This is a genomic window from Flavobacterium rhamnosi, assembly GCF_048286515.1.
Lineage (GTDB): Bacteria > Bacteroidota > Bacteroidia > Flavobacteriales > Flavobacteriaceae > Flavobacterium.
The window spans coordinates 44172-65859 of record NZ_JBLVPS010000018.1 but is presented as its reverse complement, the minus strand read 5'-3'; the positions used below and the strand labels follow the sequence as shown (position 1 = coordinate 65859).

The window sequence follows — 21688 nt, the reverse complement described above, 5'->3', positions numbered from 1 at the left end:
GATCATTCATAAGTGTGGAATGATCCTAGCTAAAAAATTCATCCTATTAGACTGTTGCAAGACTGAAAGGCAATTTTCTTATTCTTTTGCCTGTCAGATCGTAAATTGCATTTGTCAGTGCTGGAGCAAATGGGGGAAGGCCAGGTTCTCCAACTCCGCCCGCATCCTCTTCATTATCTATTATATAAACTTCTATTGTAGGAATATCATTAATGCGGGGCATTGGATAGTCATAGAAATTGTTTTGCTCTACTTTGCCGTCCTTGAACGTTATTTCATGTATTGTTGCTGCGCCTAGGCCCATAACAATCGAACCTTCGACCTGCGCACGTATAATATCAGGATTAACGTACCAGCCACAATCCATAACAGCCCACACTTTATCGATCTTTATACCCCCAGAAGGTTTTTTTGATACTTTTACAACGTGTCCCACAGTTGATTTGAAACATTCCGTGATTGCTACACCGTAGCCTTCATTTTTCTTTCTGCTTTTCCAACCTGAGACTTCCTCCATCTTATCGATTAGTTTTTGACATCTTTCATCCTGAAGATGAGCTCTCCTAAATTCTAACGGATCTTTACCGGCTTCTAATGCCATCTCGTCCATGAAGCTCTCATAAGCAAAGCCATTGGTGGAAGCATATACGGAACGCCACCACATTGTTGGTATCGGTGTTTCAAAAGGAACGTCTGAAATACTTAAATTTTTGATACTTTTATAGTACGGCTCAAGGAAACCTTCACTTGTACTGCGATTTGCCGCGTCTTTTTTTCCTCCACGCCAGTGATCGTTATTTTGGCCTGCCATCCTAAATTGGAGTGCCTCTATTTTTCCATCTGTCACAACGCCTTGGCAACGGTAGGAAATCCCTGGGCGATATGGCCCTTGTGTCAGATCGTCCTCACGTGTCCATACTACCTGTACCGGGGCACCTACTTCTTTTGAAATCATAGTAGCTTCATGGGGATAATCCATGAAAGCTTTTCTCCCAAAGCCGCCTCCAAGAAAAGTCATATTTACTATTACTTTTTCTTTTGGAAGACCTAGTTGTGTACTTATATACTCTTGAACCCATCCCGGAGCCTGAATTGGTCCCCAAATTTCCACCTTATCCCCCTGGAAATGGGCAATGCAATTTACAGGTTCCATACAGCTATGGGACTGATAGGGTGTCTGATAAATTACATCAAGCTTCTTATTTGATTTTTCTATGATTGCAGAGGGGTTCCCCTGAGATTTAAGCGGCAGTCCCTCTTTTGTTTTTATAAATTCTTCCTGACGTTTGAATATTTCAGGACTGTTCAAATGTTCAAATCCACTATCATCCCATTCAACACGCAAAGCCTTCTTTCCTTGTAGTGCCGCCCAGGTAGAATCGGCTACAACTGCCACACCTTCACGAAAAGTATTGTGTACACCCATTCGTACTGTAAAAATATGTTTTACACCGGGGACTTTTTTTGCCAAAGAAGCATCGAAGCTCTTCACTTTTCCACGAAGCCTTGGATTTCTTTCTACTGCTGCGTAAAGCATTCCTGGAATTTTTTTGTCCAGTCCAAATATAGCGCTTCCGTTAGTTTTCAGTGGAGTATCCAGACGGTGTAATGGCTGACGGATAAGTTTATATTCAGAAATTTTTTTAAGCTTTGGATTTTTTGGTGCTTCGAGCTTAGAAGCCTGCTGTACTAATTCTCCATAATGTGCCTTTTTTCCTGAGGGCTTATGGATGACATTTCCTGCTTCTGCATAACAGTCGGCAATTGAAACTTTCCATTGTAAAGCGGCGGCAGCGACTAGCATTTCGCGAGCCGTTGCACTTAATTTTAGCAAATTCTTGTAGGATCCCCTTATTGTCGAACTACCCCCAGTTATTTGATTTCCATATTTTTGTTCATTTCCTTGTGCGAATATTACGTCGATGTCTTTTAAGTTAACTTCCAATTCTTCTGCAATGATTTGCGGTATTGAATGATAAGCTCCTTGACCCATTTCAGCACGGTGGCTCACTATTGTTACTTTTCCAGATGTATTGATAAGTATCCAGGCACACATTTCAATATCAGCATCTGTCAAATCCGAAGGTCTCCTTAAAATTGCACCATCATCACCTGGTACATAAAAACCCAAGCACAGCGCAGCACCACCCAAACCTGCAAGTTTTAGGAAACTTCTCCTTGTATTATCTATATTATTTTTTAAATCCATCATACTTTAGAAATTATTTAGTTTGACAACATAATTCTTTGGATATTATTTAGCTGGGGCATATGCGCCATTGTTTAACCAAGCCAGCCAAGCTTTTTTAAACTCTGCGTGGGTCAGTGGGGGTAAGGTACGTCCCTCTCCCGGATCCCATCCTGTCAATACTAAGGCGTCCTCCGCATGTTCTATGAGTTTCTTTAAATCCTTATGTCCGTTTTGGTTCGGATCAATCAATTGTTTTGCTAACTGGTGCGCATTACGTCCTTCAAAAACCATTTTCATATCTGCAGGGGGCAAGTGCCAGTCTGGATTTCCTGGAGGGGTATGTAGGCCTGGTGTGTTTTTAGGCTGGTGGCAATTCGTGCATTTCATTGCATATAAGCCTTTACCGTCTTTACCTCTCTTAGGAGCCATAGCGTGCAAATGGCTATCGTCACCTTGTAAAGGTATATCGCCTTTAGGATGGCAGTTTACGCAGCGTGGGCTCATCAATACCTTATAGACCTCTTTGAATGCCTTTACCGAAGCAATGCTGTCTTTTTTGAGTGCAACTTTATCTAGCTTTACATATCCATTGTCAGTTTTTTGGTTTAAAGTCCAACCCAATGCAACCATGCCAAGAAACAAAAAAAATAGGATAGCAATAGTTTTGTATTTTAGTAGTGTAGCCATAGTAACTATTTTATGTTAGGGAAGGAGAGTCCTACCAGAAATTTTCTGTATAAATTGATTTGCGGTCTTTAAATTTTATTTTTTTCCTGTAATTGTGCTGCTAAGTGAATCGCTTTCCTCACACGGGGATATGTTCCGCATCTGCAAATATTTCCAGACATTGCGTCATCAATATCCTGATCAGTAGGTTTTGGATTTTCTCTTAACAGAACTGCAGCTGACATAATTTGACCGGAGTGGCAGTATCCGCATTGAGGGACATCGATTTCAGCCCATGCCTGCTGCGCTGGATGATCATTGTTTGCAGATAAGCCTTCAATTGTAGTCACCATTTTTCCTTCCGCTCGACTTACTTTTGTTATACAGGATCTTACCGCCTCTCCATCAAGATGCAATACGCAGGCTCCGCACTGAGCTACACCGCAACCATATTTTGTTCCGGTAAGGCCCAAAGTATCCCTTAGTACCCATAGCAACGGCATGTCTGGACTTACTTCTACCTGGTAGATTTTATTGTTTACGTTTAATGTGATCATATGGAATAAGATTTGATTTCTAAAATTACAAAAAAATAAAAGTAGTACGATAGTAACAATCAATATAACGAAAATCAAATAATTCATTATGATTTTCAAACAATTACAACCATAGCCTTACGTTTGATTATTACTTTTTCTTCACTCCTGAAAGATTTGGCAGGCTTTAATTTAAGGACCTGTATTCATTAGGGGTATTACCTACATGTTGTTTGAAAAAACGAGTGAAGTGTTGCGGATATTTAAACCCCATTTCATAAGCTACTTCGTTGATGGTTTTAGTGGAGTTAAATATTTTGTTTTTAGCTACATCAATAATTTTATTTTGAATGTATTCCTGCGCGGATTTTCCAGTTTCTTTTTTAATTAGGTCACCAAAATAATTAGCAGATAAATTTAGCTCGTTAGCGTAATAGGCAACAGATGGCAATCCTATACTTTGAGGTTTGTCAGAAGAAAAATAATCGTTCAGCAATTCTTCAAATTTTTCAACAATTCCTTTATTGGCAGTATCTCTGGTAATAAACTGACGATCGTAAAATCTTTCGCAGTAATTCAAAAATAACTCAATATTAGATGCGATAAGCTTTTTACTATGCTTGTCAATAGATTGTTTTAATTCAACCTCAATTTTAGAGAAACAATCCAGTACCAGTTGTCTTTCTCGTTCTGATAAATGTAATGCTTCACTGGTATTGTAGCTGAAAAAATTGTAGTCTTTAATACTTTTAGCAAGCGAAGTTCCACGAATTAAATCTGGATGAAAAACCAATCCATGTCCCATTGGTTGATAAAAGTCTACTTTGTTTTCTACGTCGATTACCTGACCGGGTGCTATAAAAACCAAGGTTCCTTCCTGATAATCGTAATAATTCCGACCGTATTTTAAATCGCCACAGCGTACTTGTTTTAAAAATACACAGTAAAGCCCAAAGTTCATTTTAGAACCGGTTCTTTCCTTAGCTTTTGAAAAATCAATAATGCTAACCATGGGGTGTAAGGTTTCATGATTGTTAAAAGCATTGTATTCACTAATAGTCTCAAAGTTAATTACTGGTTCCATGTCTTTTCGTCGTTTGTTATACAAATTTAAGTATTTAAGCATAACTTTAATACTAGTTCGAACCTAATCAGTAATCTTGGTAGCAGATTCAGTAATTTGTATACCAAAAGAGAACTGAGGTATTAGGAAATTTGTATGAAAAATTGATATAGATGAGAAGGTTAACAGCATATTGGTTATGGCTAAGCACAATTTTGTTTATATTGTCGTCTTGTTCCTGGGCACAAAAACTACCAATAGAAAAAGGTGCGTTGCTGAAAGATAAAAAGGTACTGATTGTCTATCTGTCACGAACGAAAAATACCAAAACCGTTGCAGCGATCATCCACAACACGGTTGGAGGTAACTTGGTGGCATTGGAATTGGTAACGCCCTATCCGGAACATTATCAGACTACAGTCGATCAGGTAGCAAATGAAAATGCTGCTGGTTTTTTACCGCCATTAAAAACAACGATTGACACTATAGAAAAATACGATGTGGTATTTGTTGGATTTCCAACCTGGGGGATGCAATTACCTCCTCCTATGAAAAGCTTTTTGAATCAATACGATTTAAGTGGAAAAACCATAGTTCCCTTTAATACCAATGGAGGTTATGGCATTGGAAGCAGTTTTGAGACCGTGAAGCAATTATGTCCTGATAGTAAAGTATTGGAAGGATTTTCTACTAAAGGTGGAGTGGAAAGAGACGGCATTTTATTCGTGATGAAAGGTGAAAAAGTAAAAGAGGTACAGATTGAAGTAGAAAATTGGTTAAAAAAAATAGGTTTAGTTAATTGATATATCAGGAAAAAGGAACATGCGGTGGGCTGATCGTGGACCGTTGCTTATGAATCAAATGAAGTTAATAAATAAAAAAATAACCAAAGCTTTTTTAGCGATTTTCGCAGTTGTTCTTATTTTGGGATGGCAGGAGAACAGAGAAAGTAAAGAGTAACAGATCAATCATGAAAAAAAATAAAATATTCATAGCCTTAGTTATCACATTTAGTGCTGTTTCCTGTATTGTGAATGCCCAGTACAATCCGAATGAAAATAGGGAATTGAATCCTAAGGAACAAGCTATTATTGGTATTGCCGCCGCGACAGCAAAAGGAGATCTGTCAAAGCTAAAAGTGGAGCTAAATGCAGGACTAGAATCAGGATTGACCATTAACCAGATCAAGGAAGCGATTGTTCATCTCTATGCCTATGCTGGATTTCCCCGCAGCATTAGGGGATTACAAACTTTCATGACCGTATTGGACCAGCGTAAAGCAAATGGCATTAATGATGTGAAAGGTGCTGAAGCATCGCCAATTAATGAGGGACGCAGCAAGTACGAACGTGGTAAGAGAATATTGGAGGCGCTAACTGGTGTGAAGGAGATGGGACCAAAAACTGGCTATGCAGCATTTGAACCACAAATAGAGGTCTTTCTTAAAGAGCATCTGTTCGCTGATATTTTTGAACGGGATATCTTGACCTATGCTGAAAGAGAGCTGGTAACCGTATCTGTACTCAGTAGTATTGGTGGCGTGGAACCGATGCTGCGTTCCCATTTGAATATATGCCTGAATGTTGGTTTAACCCCAAATCAGTTACAGCAGTTTGTAGGGATTATCAAATCATCCATTGGCAAAAAAGAAGCGAAAGCAACTCAGAAAGTTTTGGACGAAGTCCTAAAAAGTAAGAAGTAAAATAAAAAATAAGAGCAGTTTGAAAACTTTCCTATTTCTAATGACAATAGCGCGCTATCTGTGATACAGACAGGGTCTCTTAATACACAAAATAGGGTAGTTGATAAACAAGAATACGAACAGTACTAAAAAAACAAGATGCATTTTATAAATAGTATCTACAAGAGAAAACGGGAATTTGATATTTGAAACTTAAAGGAAATAATATGAAAAAATTAATAAAACACATACCATTAGCTCTTGTTTTTATGTTCATGGCATGCGATAATAAAACGAAAACCGAAAATGCTGCAACGACTAAATCAGACACTATAATTTTTGCAAAAGGAGAAAAAATAAGCAATGATAATTTTATTGGTACTGCATGGCTGAATAATTTGGTTCAAGCGGATAGTATCAATAAGAATGCTGTAGGAAGTGTGACTTTTGAACCAGGTGCAAGAACAAAATGGCATAGCCATCCAGCAGGGCAGATTATATTGGCACTTGATGGTGTAGGATACTATCAGGAAAAAGGAAGTTCAAAAGTTCTCGTCAATAAGGGAGATGTTGTGAAATGCCCAGCTAATATTCCGCATTGGCATGGTGCAAGTGCAGAGATGAAATTTGTTCAGATAGCAATAACTGGAAGGGAAAATGGTGAAACGGTTTGGTTGGAAACCGTAACGGATGAAGAATACCAGAGCGAGCCGGGAGATTAGCGGTTAACACTTTAGTCTGAGACAACGACAATCTGAAACAGCGCTTTTCTAATTAATTAAGTCTTATAAATATGGAATTACCATTCTAATTTTTTGATATTAGTATCGATACAGCTATACTTTTATGTGTTTCTGCTTAATAACAATTTTGACTGAATACTGTGAAATTAGATAAATAGTTAAGTATCAAATTAAGGAACATACAGGATTTTCAATCCTCTTAAAAAGTCAGTATGTTTGATTTTCATAATTGATTGTTTGATTTTTATTACAAAGAGACTAGGAGTAGTGGTTAACTTTGTAGTAATTGAATTCAAATCATTTTTTGTTTTTCAAAATGAGGTTTTTGCCAAAAACTTTCTTTACTATATTTACATTTAGAATAATCGTAAAATTTTAATAAAATAAACATCAGTACGTTAGTAATGGTTTATTTTTGTTTAAGAGTATTTAATACTATGAGGGAAATCAGCGAAATTATAAAAGCATATGAAGCAGCAAAGCTTGCCGGGAAAAAAGCAGCTCTGGCTACTGTGGTTAAAGTTGAAGGTTCTTCTTATCGACAACCAGGAGCACGTATGCTTGTCACGGAAGACGGTTTGCTGACAGGTGCAATCAGCGGGGGTTGTTTAGAGGGAGATGCGCTCAGAAAAGCACTACTTTCAATACAGCAGCAGCAGAACAAGCTCATTACTTACGATACAAGCAATGAAGATGATATAGAATTTGGAGTGCAATTGGGTTGTAATGGTATTGTTCATATCCTTTTTGAATATATTGATGATGCCGTTGCAAATAATCCAATGCAGCTATTGCAGCAATTGGAAGCAGAGCGAAAGGAGGCTGTCATGCTTACCATTTTTTCATTGAAGAGACAGACAGTGCAGATTGGAACTGTAATGTTTTACAGAGACGATACACAACTTTGTTATAGCAATGATATTGCATTAGAAATACTGTCGGATCTTAAGGCGGTAATAAGTAATAGGATTAGTATTGTAAAAAAAATAAAAGGAGATAGCAAGCAGGAGGCACTGATAGATTATATTGACCCTCCAGTTTCACTTGTGATAGCGGGAGCGGGCAATGATGTCCAGCCTCTTGTGAAGATGGGTGCGCTATTAGGTTGGGAAGTTACTGTGGGCGATGGTCGCGCAACTCATTCGACTATAAAGCGTTTTCCAGAAGCAAAGCAAGTAATTGTTGTCAAGCCAGAAGAATTAGTGAAGCGTCTGGCTATTGATAGCCAAACGTATTTTGTTCTGATGACCCATAACTATAAATATGATTTGGCGGTACTAAAGTTGTTATTGGAAAGTAACTGCAATTACATCGGAATACTTGGCCCTAAAACAAAACTGAAGCGCATGTTTCAGGATATAGAAAATCAAGGAGTAACTGTCAGTGATGAGCAGTTGGATCGGATTTATGGCCCTGTAGGACTTGATATCGGTGCCGAGACATCAGAAGAGATCGCTTTAGCAGTAGTAGCGGAAATTAAAGCAGTCATGAGCAGTAAGCGAGGAACTTCATTGAAATACAAAACAGAAAAAATACATAACGCTACGCACCTAGTATAAAGAAGATATAATATGAAACTGACTTGCTCGGAGCTTTGCGTAGTGGACAAGAATTACTTCCGCTTATAGCGGAAACAATCAAGGGCAAAGCAAAGCATTGGATGGGCAGTTTAGTGGTTTTTTTGAGAGTATTGATACAGACAAATTAGAAAATCGCAGCATGATAACTATTGGTGGATAATATGGAACATAAAATAGGCATCGTTGTATTGGCAGCTGGAAGCTCCTCAAGATTGGGGCTGCCTAAACAGTTACTCGAATATAAGAATACGACGCTTCTAGAAAAAATAATAAAGGAAGCGTCGTTATTACCGCAGTGCGCTATTATAGTAGTGACAGGAGCATACAACGAATTAATTGAAAAAGAACTTGATAGAACAGTACTGACGATTTGCTTTAATCCTGACTGGAAATCTGGCATGGCTTCTTCCATAGTAAAAGGCCTTGAAGTAGTACTACAGTTGCATCCGGATATTGAAAAGTGTCTTTTTACAGTTTGCGATCAGCCTTATGTAACGGATGCAGTTTTTAAGAATTTAGTCAGTGAACAGGATAAAACGAACAAAGGAATCGTTGCTTGTGCTTATTCTGAAACATTGGGTACACCAGTGCTGTTCGATAAAAAACATTTTAGTGCATTGTTAGCACTAAAAGGTCAGGAGGGAGCAAAAAAAATAATCAATGCATACTTGGATGATACCGTTTCAATTCCGTTTGAAAAAGGTGCCATTGACATAGATACCGCTGAAGACTATCATAACCTTATTAATTAATTTTAGTAATGATCGCTATACAAGAAGCAAAAAAAATAATTCAGGCCTTGAATTTAAGTTTCCGCAAACGTAATCTACTACCATGTCCATAGAAATATTTTACGTAATACTTTTTTTGGTCGCTTTTCTATATGCTGCCGTCGGCCACGGTGGTGCAAGTGGCTACCTTGCTCTTATGGTATTATATGAAGTTGCGCCACATGAAATGAAACCGACTGCACTTGTGCTCAACCTTTTTGTTTCATTGACTTCCTTCATACAATATTACAGTGGAGGCTATTTTTTAAAGAAATTGTTTGCCCCGATTGCATTAGGATCTATACCGTTAGCATTTATTGGAGGAATGATGACTGTAGAAGAAAATACGTATAAGCGCGTTCTCGGAATAGTATTGCTATTTCCTGTCTTAAGATTTTTCTTTTTTAAGAATGTTGAAGATAGTGAACTTAAAGTGCATAACGTTTCCATAGCCGTCGCAGCGGGAAGTATTGTAGGTTTACTTTCCGGAATGATTGGTATTGGTGGCGGAATCATACTTTCTCCTATTTTATTGCTTTTGCAATGGACAAATCAGAAACAGACTGCGGCGATTAGTGCGGCTTTTATATTCGTAAATTCGGTTGCCGGCCTGGGCGGCATGCTTATACAGGGAATATCGTTTTCAGGAGATATGGTGCTGTATATAACCATCGCATTTACAGGTGGACTGTTGGGCGCTTATTTGGGTTCCCGAAAGTTTAACCAAAATGTCTTGAAATACGTACTGGCCACGGTATTACTGATGGCCTCTTATAAACTTTTATTCACAAAAGCTTAAATTGTCATGCCAAAGGGGCGTCTGTGGTTACGCAGAAAGAGAGCATTGTTTTAGGTATTCCTACAGACAAAGACGGCTGTGTCGCAGGTGCTTATAAAATCATTCAAAGATTAGTAGTAATCAAGTTCAATAATTATGGAAATTAAAATTATAGCCTTTGGCCAAATAGCCCAGATTATCGGTAAGGAAATTTATGTGAAAGCGACTGATGTAGTATCGCTGAAAATAACTTTGCAAAACCATTTTCCAGCACTTGCCGAAGTAAAATATGCAATGGCAGTGAACAAGAAATTGGTTAAAGAAAATGTTAATTTAACTCAAAATGACACGGTGGCACTAATGCCACCTTATTCTGGAGGATAATATGGAAAAATTAAATACTCGGTATGCCCGCCATTACTCGCTTAAAGATTTTGGTATTGAAGGACAGCAAAAGCTCAAGACAGCAAAAGTGCTTGTCATCGGAGCTGGAGGTCTGGGATGTCCCGTATTGCAATATCTTGCAGCAGCAGGTCTGGGAACTATAGGTATTGCAGATGGTGATACCATAGCACTAAGTAATTTGCAACGTCAGATATTGTATACTACAGATGATATAGGCAAGCCTAAAACGGAAGCTGCTGCCTCAAGGCTGGAAAGTCTCAATCCAGAAATCGTTATCAAAACTTATAATGTAACAATTACTTCTGCAAATGCCCTGGAAATCATATCCAATTATGATATCGTGGTAGACTGCACAGACAATTTTACTGCACGATACTTAATTAATGATGCCTGCGTAGTACTTGGAAAAGGCTTAGTTTTTGGAGCGATCTATCAGTATGAAGGACAGGTTGCGGTTTTTAATATCAAGGATAGCGAAGGAAATAAGACCAACTACCGTCATTTATTTCCAACACCGCCAAAGCCTCAGGAAGTGCCTGATTGCAATGAAACCGGAGTGATTGGTGTTTTGCCAGGAATTATCGGTGTTATACAGGCATCTGAAGTTATCAAACTTATTGTAGGGATTGGTGAACTGCTGATCAGTAAATTACTGACATTTAGTCTCCTTAATTACAGTACTTTTATTATTGATATCACGAAAGATGATTCAGTTAATGCAATGATTCCTCAAAATAGGGTTGCTTTTAAGGAAACAGATTATAGCCGGCTTTGCGGTATGTCTGTTAGTGGTATTGAGGAGCTTGATGTGTCAGATTTTCTGAAAAATAGAACAAGTCCTGATACGATTTTTATTGATGTTAGAGAATCTCATGAACTTCTAAAATCCGATTTTCCCAATGTAAACATTCCTCTGTCTTCCTTCAGTGAAAAGATACCGGAACTTACGGCTAGCAATATTATATTATTTTGTCAAAGTGGCAAGCGGAGTCTCAAAGCAGGAGAAATGTTGTTGAAAAAATTCGGGACGTCTAAAAAAATAAGTCATCTCAAGGGAGGTATAAATGCATTACAAGAAAGATAAAGGAGCAAAACGATTAATACTATTTTTAGCACGTTTCACGACCTTAGCTGTACAGCCAGAGCAGAAACTTTTGTGATCGTGTCTTCTATTTCTTCTGAAGTAGTAAACCTGCCCAAGCTAAAGCGGACAGAGCTTAAAGCATCTGCATCTGATAAACCCAAAGCCTTTAAGACATAGGAGGGTTCTGTGGTTACGGATGAGCACGCTGATCCATTAGAAACAGCAATATTTTTTAAGGCAAGAATAAGATTTTCGGAGTTTACTCCTGGAAAGCAAATGTTAGTAGTGTTGTATATTCTACTGATAGTACTCCCGTTTACAAATGAGCCTTCAAACTTCAATAATTCATTTTCAAGGCGATCACGTAGTGTTGTTATTCTTTTTTGGTCGGTTTCCATTTCGGCCATGGCTATTTCGCAAGCTTTACCCAGTCCAATAATGCCAGGTACATTTAAGGTTCCACTGCGTAATTTGCGTTGCTGTCCACCGCCGTGCAACTGAGGTGCTAATTTTATTTTGGCTGCACCGGAAAGATACAGAGCGCCTATGCCTTTTGGTCCATAGAATTTGTGTGCCGAAAGCGGCAAGAGATCAATTCCTAACGTTTTTACATCTATAGGGAGCTTACCCACCGCCTGAGTAGCATCACACATAAAAAGGGCTCCTTTAGCATGGGCAATTGATGCAATTTCCGCAATAGACTGAAGGGTGCCAGTTTCATTATTCGACATCATGATAATGACTAGCAGCGTTTTATCGGTAACGGTTTCATGGAGTACTTCAAGATCTAAAATACCATTATTATGTAGCTTTAAGGAGGTAACTTCAAATCCAGCAGTTTCCATATATTGGCAGGTATCGAGAACAGCTTTGTGTTCTGTGGCAACGGTAACAATATGTTTGCGCTTTTGGTGTAAAAGACCTTTAATAGCGAGATTTATAGATTCAGTTGCTCCGGAAGTGAAGATAATTTCGCCCTGTTTTGCTCCTATGAGACAAGCTGTTTGCCATGTGGCGTGCTCGACTGCTTCGTTAACTGCTAATCCGGCCAAATGACTACTGCTGGCATTGGCGTAATAATCGGTATAATACGGAAGCATCGCATCCAGCACACGTTGATCCAGACGGGTAGTGGCGTTATTGTCGAGATAAATAGTTTGCTGCTGTGACATAAATTATTTAGAGTATTGTATGTAAAAGTACGATTTTGAACATTCAATTCGAATAAACAAAAGTGTTGAAATTTTGTTAAAAATTTATATTGTTTGAAATCTCACAGCTGTAGCTGCGGAAAAACAGCGATCGAGATGAGAAAAGGGCCCTTAAAAAAGGAGGTTCAGTCGTTACTTTTTCGTTATGTTTGTTAATTTAATTTTTTTATTATAATTTGTTCATATATAAGTATATATTGTTATTTATTGAAACAAATACTTTTGATTATATAAAGCAATGTGGCTTTGGATTTACTTAGGGGGTTTTTATTAAAAAAAAGTCAATTCAAAGACTATTTCGGTATTTGCGTGTTACAGTATGACAAGGAGCTTAGATCTCATGGGTTAGAATAGTTTAAAGTCTGAAATTATTTGAAATACTTCATAAATTGTTTGAAAATTACAATTTTGGTATACAAATTTTTAGCTAAATTTACATATACACTTGATTGGTAATGAATTGGTTTTTTTTAAAATGGTAACGTGTTAATTAGTATGTATTTAAGAGGCTAAACAAAAATTATGATAAAACTAACTATTAACCAGCGTACTTATAACGTTGATGTTGATCCTGATATGCCATTATTGTGGGTAATCAGAGATGTTTTAAGTTTGACAGGCACCAAATTTGGTTGCGGTGTAGCGCAATGCGGCGCGTGTACTGTTCATTTGAATGGTGAAGCAGTGCGCTCTTGCGTTACCAAAGTAAGTCGAGCTATTGGACAAAAAATTGTTACAATCGAAGGATTGTCAACCGATAATGATCATCCCTTGCAAAAAGCGTGGGTGAAATTTGATGTGCCCCAGTGTGGCTATTGCCAGTCTGGACAGTTAATGTCGGCCGCTGTACTTCTTAGAGAAAATCCAAATCCAACAGATCAGGATATTGATGATGCAATGTCTGGTAACATTTGCCGCTGTGGAACGTATAACCGCATACGACAAGCCATTCACCACGTGGCAGAGTCACAAAATAAAGCACATACAGATGAATAATTCAGAAAATAGTAGAAGGAAGTTTCTTAAGAGCGGAATATTGCTAGGCGGTGGATTGCTTGTCTCTTTCACTGTGCCACATTCTGGGAGATTAGGCAAGCTGCTTGCACCGAATAGTGCAGAAGCTTTTAAACCCAATGCTTTTTTACGCATACTGCCTGATAATAGCATTACTGTAGTGCTTTCACATGTAGAAATGGGGCAGGGTGTTTGGACGACCTTACCCATGCTTATTGCAGAGGAATTAGATGCCAATTGGAATGATATTAAAGTAGAGCATTCTCCCCCGGGTTCTGCTTATAATCATACGGCCTATGGTATGCAGATTACAGGTGGTTCCAGTAGTACGTGGTCAGAGTTTGACAGATACCGTCAGGCTGGAGCTACGGCAAGGATTCTCTTAGTACAGGCCGCAGCGAAGCGCATGGGGATAGCTGTAGCGGACTGTAAAACAGGGGATGGCTTTGTAACTGCCGGTACTCGAAAAATAAGTTATGGAGATTTGGTCAATGATGCTGCACAATTGCCTGTACCTGATAAAGTAACGTTGAGAGCTTCCTCGCAATGGAAATATGTTGGTAAGGGGATGAAAAGACTTGATTCGGCCGTTAAGACTAATGGTACGGCAAAGTTTGGTATGGATGTACAGGCAGCAGGTTTACTTACTGCAGTTGTTGAGTATTCACCGGTTTTCGGAGGTACCGTAAAATCGTATGATGATTCAGAAGCGATTCGTGTTCCCGGAGTTCGACAAGTTGTACAAATTCCAGGCGGAGTTGCTGTACTGGCAGATCATTATTGGGCAGCAAGCCAGGGTAGAAAAAAACTTAAAATTGAATGGGATGCTGGTTCGGGTATCAATCTGGACACGACAACTCAGATGGAAAAGTATAAAAAATTAGCCTCCTCCGACGGACTGCCTGCAGAAGAAAAAGGAAATGTAACTAACGCTTTCACAAAATCTATTAAAGTGGTTGAAGCGCAATATGAGTTTCCCTATCTGGCGCATGCGCCAATGGAGCCTATGAACTGCACCGTTAAAATTAGTGCAGATGGATGCGAAATTTGGACCGGGACGCAGGTACCGGGTCTAGAGCGTGAAGCGGCTGCTAAAATTTTAGGTTTGCCATCAGAAAAAGTGTTGGTTAACACTATGTTTCTTGGAGGAGGATTTGGGCGTAGAGCTACACCAAGCTGTGATTTTGTATCGGAAGCCGTTCATATAGCAAAGGAAAGTCAAAAGTTTATCAAAATGGTATGGAGTCGTGAAGACGATATGAAAGGTGGGTACTATCGTCCTGTGTATGTTCACAAAATTAAAGTGGGTCTGGACGCCCGTGGACTTCCTCAAGCCTGGCAGCATAATATCGTTGGGCAATCTATAATGGCGGATACGATTATGGCCGGTGGGATCCACAATGGCATTGACGATACCTCAGTAGAGGGAGTTACTGGATCGCCTTATATGTCGAATATTCAAGATTATTTTATTGGGTTGCACACGACCAAGGAAGTTGTGCCGCCGCTATGGTTCCGATCCGTTGGGCATACCCATACCGGATATGTGATGGAAACAATGATTGACCAACTCGCGCATGAAGCAGGAAAGGATCCTGTTGCATACAGAAGAACTTTTCTCGAAGCACATCCACGGCACTTGGCTGCTTTAAATCTCGTAGCAGAAAAATCAGAATGGAGTAAACCATTGCCGAATGGTCATTTTCGCGGTGTTGCAGTCCATGAGTCTTTTGGAAGTTTTGTAGCGCAGGTAATTGAGATCAGTCTGGGAGACCAGGGAGTAATTGTACATAAGGTGACCTGTGCCATAGATTGCGGTCTGGCGGTAAATCCCGACGGAGTTGTAGCGCAGATGGAAAGCGGTATCATCTTTGGCCTTACCATGGCTTTATATGGGGAGGTAACTATCAAAAAAGGACAGATTCAACAAAATAATTTTTATGATTATAAGATGGTAAGGATGCATGAGTCTCCAGCTATAGCTGTTCATATTGTAGAAAGCACTTCGAAAATGGGAGGGGCTGGAGAGTGCGGTGTGCCGCCTGTTGCTCCGGCATTGACCAATGCTATTTTTGCTGCAACAGGCAAACGTATTTATAGTTTACCAGTGATGAAACATAATATCTAATAGAAGATGAAATATAAATTATTTAAAAATTTAAAAGTACTATTAGTTGCAGTCATGCTTGTCATGACTGGGCTTTTAGCGTTTTCGTTCACAAAAGATTTTTATAGCAAAGAAAGCATTTATAGAGATATCCCAGTAAAAGATAGTATTGCTTCAGTGAAAGCATTTAAGGGGGTTTATTCCGTACTTATGCATCCACGCTGTATGAACTGTCATCCTTCTGGTGATGTCCCTTTGCAGGGTGACGACAGTCATGTGCATTCAATGTTGCCTAAGAGAGGGAAAGATGGCAAAGGACTATTCGCTATGAAATGTGCTAATTGCCATCAACTGGACAATACCGCCGGAGTGCATACTCCTCCAGGTAATCCTAACTGGCACCTGCCTCCTGCGAACATGAAAATGGTTTTCCAAGGCAGAACTCCACGACAACTTGCTATGCAATTGCTTGATCCAAAACAAAACGGAGGGAAAAACACAAAGGAGCTAATTGAACATATCACCTCAGATAAGTTGGTGTTAGGAGGATGGAATCCAGGTGAAGGACGAAGTGTACCACCAATGAGTCATAAAAACTTCGCCAAGTTATTCAAGACATGGATCGATACAGGTGCTTATCTTCCGAAAGAATAATTGGGGCGTTATAGTATACAGCTTAAAAGCGAGCGAATAGTACAGTAATTGGCTTGTAAGGGCGAAGATTCCAGTATTTCAAATGATGATGATGTGCTAATGCGCGAAGAAGTAATAATGGCTCGCTATTAAAACAGGCAAGAAAATAGAGATAAAAAAAATTTGCAAGCACTCTATACCTTGACTTTAAAGAAGAAAAGGTACAGTTTGTTTAGATAGAAAAAACAGAGAGTGCTATCAAATAAGGTTTGTTTTTTATAACTTTGTGATATGGAAAACAAAGTTACACGTTCGGTTTCAGAATTCAATACTGAATTAAAGTTAAAAGGATTTAATGTTTTCCAAATTGAAAGCGATGGCAATGCAACACGAAATTACAGCAGAAAGGACTTTTATAAAATTTGTCTGACTACTGGAAATAGCATTATTCACTATGCTGATAAAAGTTTTAATGCAGAAGGAACTGTTTTGTTTTTTGGTAACCCGCATATTCCTTACTCCTGGGAGACAATCTCAACAAGCTATGTAGGTTACACCTGCTTGTTTTCAGAAGAGTTTTTAAAATCAGACCGCTCCGAAAGTTTACAACACTCTTCTTTATTTAAGATTGGAGGCACGCCTATATTGAAAATAACAGAACAACAGCGAGAGTTTTTAAATACCCTCTTCCAGAAAATGATGGAGGAGCAGCAAACTGATTATGCTTTTAAGGATGACTTAATCCGTAATTATATTAATTTAATAATTCACGAGGCATTGAAAATGCAACCTTCTGAAAATTATGTAAATAATAATAATGCTCAATCTCGAATTACATCGGTTTTTTTAGAGTTATTGGAAAGGCAATTTCCAATTGAAACCAATGAACGACCACTTGAACTAAAAACAGCACAGGATTATTCTAGCGCTTTATCGCTTCACGTTAATTATCTTAATCGTGCTGTAAAAGGTGTAACAGGAAAATCAACCACTACTCATATTTCTGAACGTATTATTGCCGAGGCTAAAGCACTGTTGCAACACACCGATTGGAATATTGCAGAAATAGCCTATGCTCTTGGTTTTGAATACCCAACCTACTTTAACAACTTTTTTAAGAAAAATACTGGCACAAATCCTAAAAGCTTTCGTTTAGAGTCAGTTTGAATTTCTTAACTATAGGTTTGATTCTTATTACCGCATAAACCAAGTTTTTCTATAATTTTGCATGTATGATAAATGCAAAGAGATATGAAAAACACAACCATTTTTACAAGAGACAGATCAGGCGAAACGATTCTGCTTAATGACCCTGAATACCCAAAATTATTTAAGGTGATTCAAAAGGCAATTCGTACAACAGCAAAGTTGAACAATCTGGTTACTGATGATTTACAAGAAATCAATGTTATTTTTAGTGAACTGATAGGTAAAAAAGTAGACGATACTTTTTTTATTATTCCACCTTTTTATTCTGATTATGGTGAAAATATTAGTGTAGGTAAAAATGTATTTGTTAATCATGCCTGCACCTTCATGGACAGAGGAGGTATTACTATTGAAGACAATGTACTAATTGGTCCAAAAGTAAACCTGATTACAACCAATCATCCAATAAATCCTGCTGAAAGAAGGGCTACAATTTCTCAACCGATAGTAATAAAAAAAGGTGCTTGGATTGGAGTTGGTGCAACGATACTTCCGGGAGTAACTGTTGGTGAAAATTCTATAGTTGCCGCAGGTGCGGTAGTGTCAAAAGATGTTCCGGACAATACAATTGTTGGCGGCATTCCTGCCAAAGTCATTAAATCAATTACAGAAAATTAATATCAAGATTCAAATAAATCACTATACTATAAAGAAAATGAGAAGAATAGGAATTTTAGCAATTGTATCGCTTATGTCATTTGGGCAAGCTTACACACAAAAGGACCAAAAAGACCAAATGGAAAAAACAGAAGAAATGGAACAGATATTAGCGGAATATATGACCTTTAAAGTAAGCGATAATATTACAATGTATAAAGTTACTTTTAAAAACCAATATAGAATGAATGTTGCAGGACATCTTTTTATTCCTAAGAACTTAGACCAAAATGTTAAAAATCCTGCTATTATTGTTGGGCATCCTATGGGGGCTGTAAAAGAGCAAAGCGCTAATGTATATGCTTCAAATATGGCTGAACGAGGATTCGTGACTTTATCTCTTGATTTGTCTTTTTGGGGAGAGAGCGACGGTGAGCCGCGCAACGCTGTTTTGCCTGATATGTATGCTGAGGATTTTAGTGCGGCAGTTGACTTTTTGGGCACACGTCCATTTGTTGATAGAAACAATATTGGTGTAATTGGAGTTTGTGGAAGTGGAAGTTTTGTTATCAGTGCTGCCAAAATTGATCCGAGATTGACAGCTATCGCAACAGTAAGTATGTATGATATGGGATCAGCCAACCGTAATGCACTGAATCATTCGCAGACCCATGAACAGAGAAAAAAAATTATAACAGACGCTGCTGAGCAGCGTTACATAGAGTTTACGGGAGGTGAAACCAAATATACAAGTGGAACCGTACACAAGATGGATGAAAACACGCATCCTGTTCAGCGTGAATTTTATGATTTCTATCGTACTCCACGTGGTGAATATACTCCTAAAGGAGGATCTCAGGAAACTACAACCCATCCAACGTTGAGCAGTAATGTTAAATTTATGAACTTCTATCCGTTTAATGACATAGAAACAATTTCACCTCGTCCTATGCTTTTCATTACGGGCGATACCGCTCATTCAAAGGAGTTTAGTGAGGACGCGTACAAACGTGCAAGAGAACCGAAAGAATTGTATTATGTTGCGAATGCCGGTCACGTAGACCTTTACGATAGATTAGAATTAATTCCTTTTGATACGTTGGAAGCATTCTTTAAAAAGTATTTAAAGTAGTTCACTACATCGGGAAAGTTTACAAATGTATTTGAATCGTCCAAAGAACTAAATTTAAAATAAAATTTAAATGAAAAATAACAAGGAACAATGTTCAAGAAGAAAATTCATTCAACAAACCGCAACGGCAGTTCAATAATATTCTAACTAACTAAATCAATGATGAAGCGGACAATTCTAATCCTTTTTTTGTTATTTTCTTTTATTACGGGTTTTCCATCTTGTGATAAGAACAACGTTACGGCAAATAACAGTAATACTCAAAACAATAGTAATACTCATAACAATAACGATAGTATGAATAGTAAAATTAGAATTAAAATTGGTTCAAGTACTTTTAGCGCCACTCTTTTAAACAATGATACAGCAACTGCATTCAAAGCACTGTTGCCAATGACAATAAATATGGTTGAACTCAATGGGAACGAAAAGTATTTCAATCTATCAGCAAATCTGCCTACTAATACATCCAATCCTTCTGCGATCCAAACAGGAGATTTGATGATGTATGGAGCTAACACATTGGTACTTTTTTATAAATCATTTTCAACGTCTTACAACTACACAAGTCTCGGCCATATTGACAATACGACAGGACTTTCTAGTACAGTTGGCGATGGAAATGTTAGTATTACTTTTGAATTGCTTTAAGAATTCATCCAATAATAGATCTTCTTTTTCATAAAACGTTGTAAAATTAAAAATTTTAAAAAATGATGGAATTTTAAACCTTTCATTTTTTTAACTTATACAGTTAATGAGACACTATTTTTTATTGCTTTTTCAAATTAGAACATTTTTTAAAGGTGTTGTTTTATCAATTGATAATTTATAAAATTTAAATATTTTTCCCTGCTTTCTTCACGATTGCCTTTGGAATGGAGTTTTTGTTGACCATCACCGAAATCGTTTTTAAAAGTAAATATTCCTTGGACATATACAGATATCCTCCGCAATCCTTGGCATCCCCTGAATTTTTAATAATATAAAATTTGTTGCCTTTTTCGTTTTCTGCAATACCAATAATATGCATATTATGTATATCTTCAGTTGTACGATTATCAAATGCTGCCTGTCTAATCTGTTGTGTAATAATTTTAGTATCACCCAAAACTGCGAAACCATCGTTAAAGCCTTCATAAATGTCTCCATCCCAGCAAACGGAATAATTATGTAGCAGGGCATGATCAATAACGGTGCTGAAATCTTCTAATGGAAGATTTAAATATTGATTATTATTCCAGTTAGCTTCAATCTCTAAATTAAACTTCGAATAGAAAGGATGGTGGTTGAACGAGGTAATTTCCACATAATCATCGGGATTTATTCCAATCATTTCTTTTGCAAAGGATTTAGTGGTAAATTGCTTTCCATCGTAAACAAAAGTATCAGGAGCTTTTCCTAAAGTTTGTGTCAGGATTTCATCCATAGCTCTTCTGTACAGCTCGGGTGTCAGATCTCCATGCGAGTTTTTATAGAATTTAACCTTCTCCAATAGTGCATTATTCATGTCGGCATGATCGTGTTTAGCATCAGAATCCAATTTTCCCGAATAAACACTTTCAGGAATGGCTCCGAATTCCTTGTATGCTTTCATTACGCTGAAAGTTAAATCTCCTTCTCCAAAAAAACTGCTACCATTCCTTCTTATATAATTCTCTCCTTTATTGATGTAAGTGGGTTTAACAAAAAACATTGGATTAAGTACTACAGGTCTTTTTCCCAGTCGTATTGCTTCTGTTTCAATAAAGGAAGTAGTGGCAAAACTCCAGCAATCACCAGTGGCTTGCTGGTCTTTAAAAGGGGTGCTATCAATTAATTTGATTATTTTATAACCTGCCACCTGCGGGTTTGTATTTGTTTTAAGTTTAAATACATAATTAGTCCGGCTCAATTTTAGAGGCGTATTGCCACCCCACATTCCATCAATAATAGAATCTCCAGGCATTATTACTCCTTTAAAAATTAATGGAGCTGTCGCAGGCCATCCCAATGAATTTCTTGCATCTGCAAATACACTGTCCTTAACTCTCCATATTTTATCTAATGATATGTCTTTTAACCTTTTATCAGGAAAATCCATATATCCTTTTAATGAGTTTTTTTTCAATTCAATTCTAAATAGAACTAATTCTGACATTGATACGTCTTTGGTATTGGTTTTTCCCATCCAAGAACCTTCTAAACGATTTGATTTTATATTTTGCGCATTACTCAGAAACCCAATGAATAGTAGGATAACCGATACATAAGTTTTTGTTTTCATAATAAATTAGTTTACAATTATT

Annotated in this window: 21 protein-coding genes; 15 read left to right on the top strand and 6 right to left on the bottom strand. The window is 37.8% G+C overall.

Annotation, left to right across the window (positions count from 1 at the left end; translation table 11 throughout):
- Positions 1-46: 46 nt before the first annotated feature.
- The 4 genes from ACNQGN_RS14080 to ACNQGN_RS14065 all read right to left on the bottom strand — a co-directional run bounded on the left by ACNQGN_RS14080 (position 47) and on the right by ACNQGN_RS14065 (position 4477).
- Positions 47-2209, bottom strand: a complete 2163-nt coding sequence (locus ACNQGN_RS14080) for a molybdopterin cofactor-binding domain-containing protein (RefSeq protein ID WP_417988490.1) — start codon at positions 2207-2209, stop codon at positions 47-49.
- 45 nt (positions 2210-2254) lie between these two features.
- On the bottom strand, positions 2255-2878 hold the full coding sequence (locus ACNQGN_RS14075; protein ID WP_417988464.1) for a hypothetical protein: 624 nt from the start codon (positions 2876-2878) through the stop codon (positions 2255-2257).
- Positions 2879-2946: 68 nt separating this feature from the next.
- Positions 2947-3414 carry a (2Fe-2S)-binding protein gene (locus tag ACNQGN_RS14070; protein ID WP_417988463.1) on the bottom strand — a complete coding sequence of 156 codons (468 nt, stop codon included), beginning with the start codon at positions 3412-3414 and terminating at the stop codon, positions 2947-2949.
- Positions 3415-3580: 166 nt separating this feature from the next.
- Positions 3581-4477: a helix-turn-helix domain-containing protein gene (locus ACNQGN_RS14065; RefSeq protein ID WP_417988462.1), complete on the bottom strand. Its 897-nt coding sequence runs from the start codon at positions 4475-4477 to the stop codon at positions 3581-3583.
- A gap of 152 nt (positions 4478-4629) precedes the next feature.
- On the opposite strand from ACNQGN_RS14065, the gene ACNQGN_RS14060 reads away from it, so the two are divergent.
- From ACNQGN_RS14060 to ACNQGN_RS14025, 8 genes are all read left to right on the top strand, one after another.
- Positions 4630-5259: a flavodoxin gene (locus tag ACNQGN_RS14060; RefSeq protein WP_417988461.1), complete on the top strand. Its 630-nt coding sequence runs from the start codon at positions 4630-4632 to the stop codon at positions 5257-5259.
- A gap of 167 nt (positions 5260-5426) precedes the next feature.
- Positions 5427-6158, top strand: coding sequence for a carboxymuconolactone decarboxylase family protein (locus ACNQGN_RS14055; protein WP_417988460.1), 732 nt, complete (start codon positions 5427-5429; stop codon positions 6156-6158).
- Positions 6159-6364: 206 nt separating this feature from the next.
- Positions 6365-6859 (top strand): cupin domain-containing protein, encoded by a 495-nt coding sequence (locus ACNQGN_RS14050; RefSeq protein ID WP_417988459.1) that lies wholly within the window; start codon positions 6365-6367, stop codon positions 6857-6859.
- A gap of 458 nt (positions 6860-7317) precedes the next feature.
- On the top strand, positions 7318-8439 hold the full coding sequence (locus tag ACNQGN_RS14045) for an XdhC family protein (RefSeq protein ID WP_417988458.1): 1122 nt from the start codon (positions 7318-7320) through the stop codon (positions 8437-8439).
- Positions 8440-8612: 173 nt separating this feature from the next.
- The gene (locus tag ACNQGN_RS14040) at positions 8613-9212 is read left to right on the top strand and encodes a nucleotidyltransferase family protein (protein WP_417988489.1); all 600 of its coding nucleotides are present in this window, start codon (positions 8613-8615) and stop codon (positions 9210-9212) included.
- Positions 9213-9294: 82 nt separating this feature from the next.
- Positions 9295-10029 carry a sulfite exporter TauE/SafE family protein gene (locus ACNQGN_RS14035; RefSeq protein ID WP_417988457.1) on the top strand — a complete coding sequence of 245 codons (735 nt, stop codon included), beginning with the start codon at positions 9295-9297 and terminating at the stop codon, positions 10027-10029.
- A 135-nt stretch (positions 10030-10164) separates the two neighbouring features.
- Positions 10165-10392, top strand: a complete 228-nt coding sequence (locus ACNQGN_RS14030) for a MoaD/ThiS family protein (protein ID WP_417988456.1) — start codon at positions 10165-10167, stop codon at positions 10390-10392.
- A 1-nt stretch (position 10393) separates the two neighbouring features.
- Positions 10394-11497, top strand: coding sequence for a ThiF family adenylyltransferase (locus ACNQGN_RS14025; RefSeq protein ID WP_417988455.1), 1104 nt, complete (start codon positions 10394-10396; stop codon positions 11495-11497).
- A 35-nt stretch (positions 11498-11532) separates the two neighbouring features.
- On the opposite strand, the gene ACNQGN_RS14020 is transcribed toward ACNQGN_RS14025, so the two are convergent.
- Entirely contained in the window at positions 11533-12669 is a 1137-nt protein-coding gene (locus ACNQGN_RS14020; RefSeq protein ID WP_417988454.1) for a cysteine desulfurase family protein, read from the bottom strand.
- Between the two features lie 561 nt (positions 12670-13230).
- On the opposite strand from ACNQGN_RS14020, the gene ACNQGN_RS14015 reads away from it, so the two are divergent.
- The 7 genes from ACNQGN_RS14015 to ACNQGN_RS13985 all read left to right on the top strand — a co-directional run bounded on the left by ACNQGN_RS14015 (position 13231) and on the right by ACNQGN_RS13985 (position 20051).
- Entirely contained in the window at positions 13231-13704 is a 474-nt protein-coding gene (locus tag ACNQGN_RS14015; protein ID WP_417988453.1) for a (2Fe-2S)-binding protein, read from the top strand.
- Between the two features lie 73 nt (positions 13705-13777).
- Positions 13778-15850, top strand: a complete 2073-nt coding sequence (locus ACNQGN_RS14010) for a xanthine dehydrogenase family protein molybdopterin-binding subunit (RefSeq protein WP_417988452.1) — start codon at positions 13778-13780, stop codon at positions 15848-15850.
- Positions 15851-15904: 54 nt separating this feature from the next.
- Positions 15905-16483, top strand: a complete 579-nt coding sequence (locus ACNQGN_RS14005) for a hypothetical protein (protein ID WP_417988451.1) — start codon at positions 15905-15907, stop codon at positions 16481-16483.
- Between the two features lie 270 nt (positions 16484-16753).
- Positions 16754-17629 carry a helix-turn-helix domain-containing protein gene (locus ACNQGN_RS14000; RefSeq protein ID WP_417988450.1) on the top strand — a complete coding sequence of 292 codons (876 nt, stop codon included), beginning with the start codon at positions 16754-16756 and terminating at the stop codon, positions 17627-17629.
- 84 nt (positions 17630-17713) lie between these two features.
- Positions 17714-18289 (top strand): sugar O-acetyltransferase, encoded by a 576-nt coding sequence (locus ACNQGN_RS13995; protein WP_417988449.1) that lies wholly within the window; start codon positions 17714-17716, stop codon positions 18287-18289.
- 37 nt (positions 18290-18326) lie between these two features.
- Positions 18327-19400: an alpha/beta hydrolase gene (locus tag ACNQGN_RS13990; protein ID WP_417988448.1), complete on the top strand. Its 1074-nt coding sequence runs from the start codon at positions 18327-18329 to the stop codon at positions 19398-19400.
- Between the two features lie 159 nt (positions 19401-19559).
- Positions 19560-20051 (top strand): cyclophilin-like fold protein, encoded by a 492-nt coding sequence (locus tag ACNQGN_RS13985; RefSeq protein WP_417988447.1) that lies wholly within the window; start codon positions 19560-19562, stop codon positions 20049-20051.
- 187 nt (positions 20052-20238) lie between these two features.
- Here the strand turns inward: ACNQGN_RS13985 and ACNQGN_RS13980 are convergent, their stop codons facing one another.
- Complete coding sequence (locus ACNQGN_RS13980; protein WP_417988446.1) at positions 20239-21666, bottom strand: C1 family peptidase; 1428 nt, start codon at positions 21664-21666, stop codon at positions 20239-20241.
- Positions 21667-21688 lie beyond the last annotated feature (22 nt).

What these genes read in the sequence shown, in the direction of transcription:
- ACNQGN_RS14070 (WP_417988463.1), bottom strand. Translation starts at nt 3,414, where the DNA reads ATGATCACATTAAACGTAAACAATAAAATCTACCAGGTAGAAGTAAGT.
- ACNQGN_RS14025 (WP_417988455.1), top strand. Translation starts at nt 10,394, where the DNA reads ATGGAAAAATTAAATACTCGGTATGCCCGCCATTACTCGCTTAAAGAT.
- ACNQGN_RS14045 (WP_417988458.1), top strand. Translation starts at nt 7,318, where the DNA reads ATGAGGGAAATCAGCGAAATTATAAAAGCATATGAAGCAGCAAAGCTT.
- ACNQGN_RS13995 (WP_417988449.1), top strand. Translation starts at nt 17,714, where the DNA reads ATGAAAAACACAACCATTTTTACAAGAGACAGATCAGGCGAAACGATT.
- ACNQGN_RS14060 (WP_417988461.1), top strand. Translation starts at nt 4,630, where the DNA reads ATGAGAAGGTTAACAGCATATTGGTTATGGCTAAGCACAATTTTGTTT.
- ACNQGN_RS14030 (WP_417988456.1), top strand. Translation starts at nt 10,165, where the DNA reads ATGGAAATTAAAATTATAGCCTTTGGCCAAATAGCCCAGATTATCGGT.
- ACNQGN_RS14015 (WP_417988453.1), top strand. Translation starts at nt 13,231, where the DNA reads ATGATAAAACTAACTATTAACCAGCGTACTTATAACGTTGATGTTGAT.
- ACNQGN_RS14075 (WP_417988464.1), bottom strand. Translation starts at nt 2,878, where the DNA reads ATGGCTACACTACTAAAATACAAAACTATTGCTATCCTATTTTTTTTG.
- ACNQGN_RS14020 (WP_417988454.1), bottom strand. Translation starts at nt 12,669, where the DNA reads ATGTCACAGCAGCAAACTATTTATCTCGACAATAACGCCACTACCCGT.
- ACNQGN_RS14055 (WP_417988460.1), top strand. Translation starts at nt 5,427, where the DNA reads ATGAAAAAAAATAAAATATTCATAGCCTTAGTTATCACATTTAGTGCT.
- ACNQGN_RS13985 (WP_417988447.1), top strand. Translation starts at nt 19,560, where the DNA reads ATGATGAAGCGGACAATTCTAATCCTTTTTTTGTTATTTTCTTTTATT.
- ACNQGN_RS14035 (WP_417988457.1), top strand. Translation starts at nt 9,295, where the DNA reads ATGTCCATAGAAATATTTTACGTAATACTTTTTTTGGTCGCTTTTCTA.
- ACNQGN_RS13980 (WP_417988446.1), bottom strand. Translation starts at nt 21,666, where the DNA reads ATGAAAACAAAAACTTATGTATCGGTTATCCTACTATTCATTGGGTTT.
- ACNQGN_RS14005 (WP_417988451.1), top strand. Translation starts at nt 15,905, where the DNA reads ATGCTTGTCATGACTGGGCTTTTAGCGTTTTCGTTCACAAAAGATTTT.
- ACNQGN_RS13990 (WP_417988448.1), top strand. Translation starts at nt 18,327, where the DNA reads ATGAGAAGAATAGGAATTTTAGCAATTGTATCGCTTATGTCATTTGGG.
- ACNQGN_RS14000 (WP_417988450.1), top strand. Translation starts at nt 16,754, where the DNA reads ATGGAAAACAAAGTTACACGTTCGGTTTCAGAATTCAATACTGAATTA.
- ACNQGN_RS14065 (WP_417988462.1), bottom strand. Translation starts at nt 4,477, where the DNA reads ATGGAACCAGTAATTAACTTTGAGACTATTAGTGAATACAATGCTTTT.
- ACNQGN_RS14080 (WP_417988490.1), bottom strand. Translation starts at nt 2,209, where the DNA reads ATGGATTTAAAAAATAATATAGATAATACAAGGAGAAGTTTCCTAAAA.
- ACNQGN_RS14050 (WP_417988459.1), top strand. Translation starts at nt 6,365, where the DNA reads ATGAAAAAATTAATAAAACACATACCATTAGCTCTTGTTTTTATGTTC.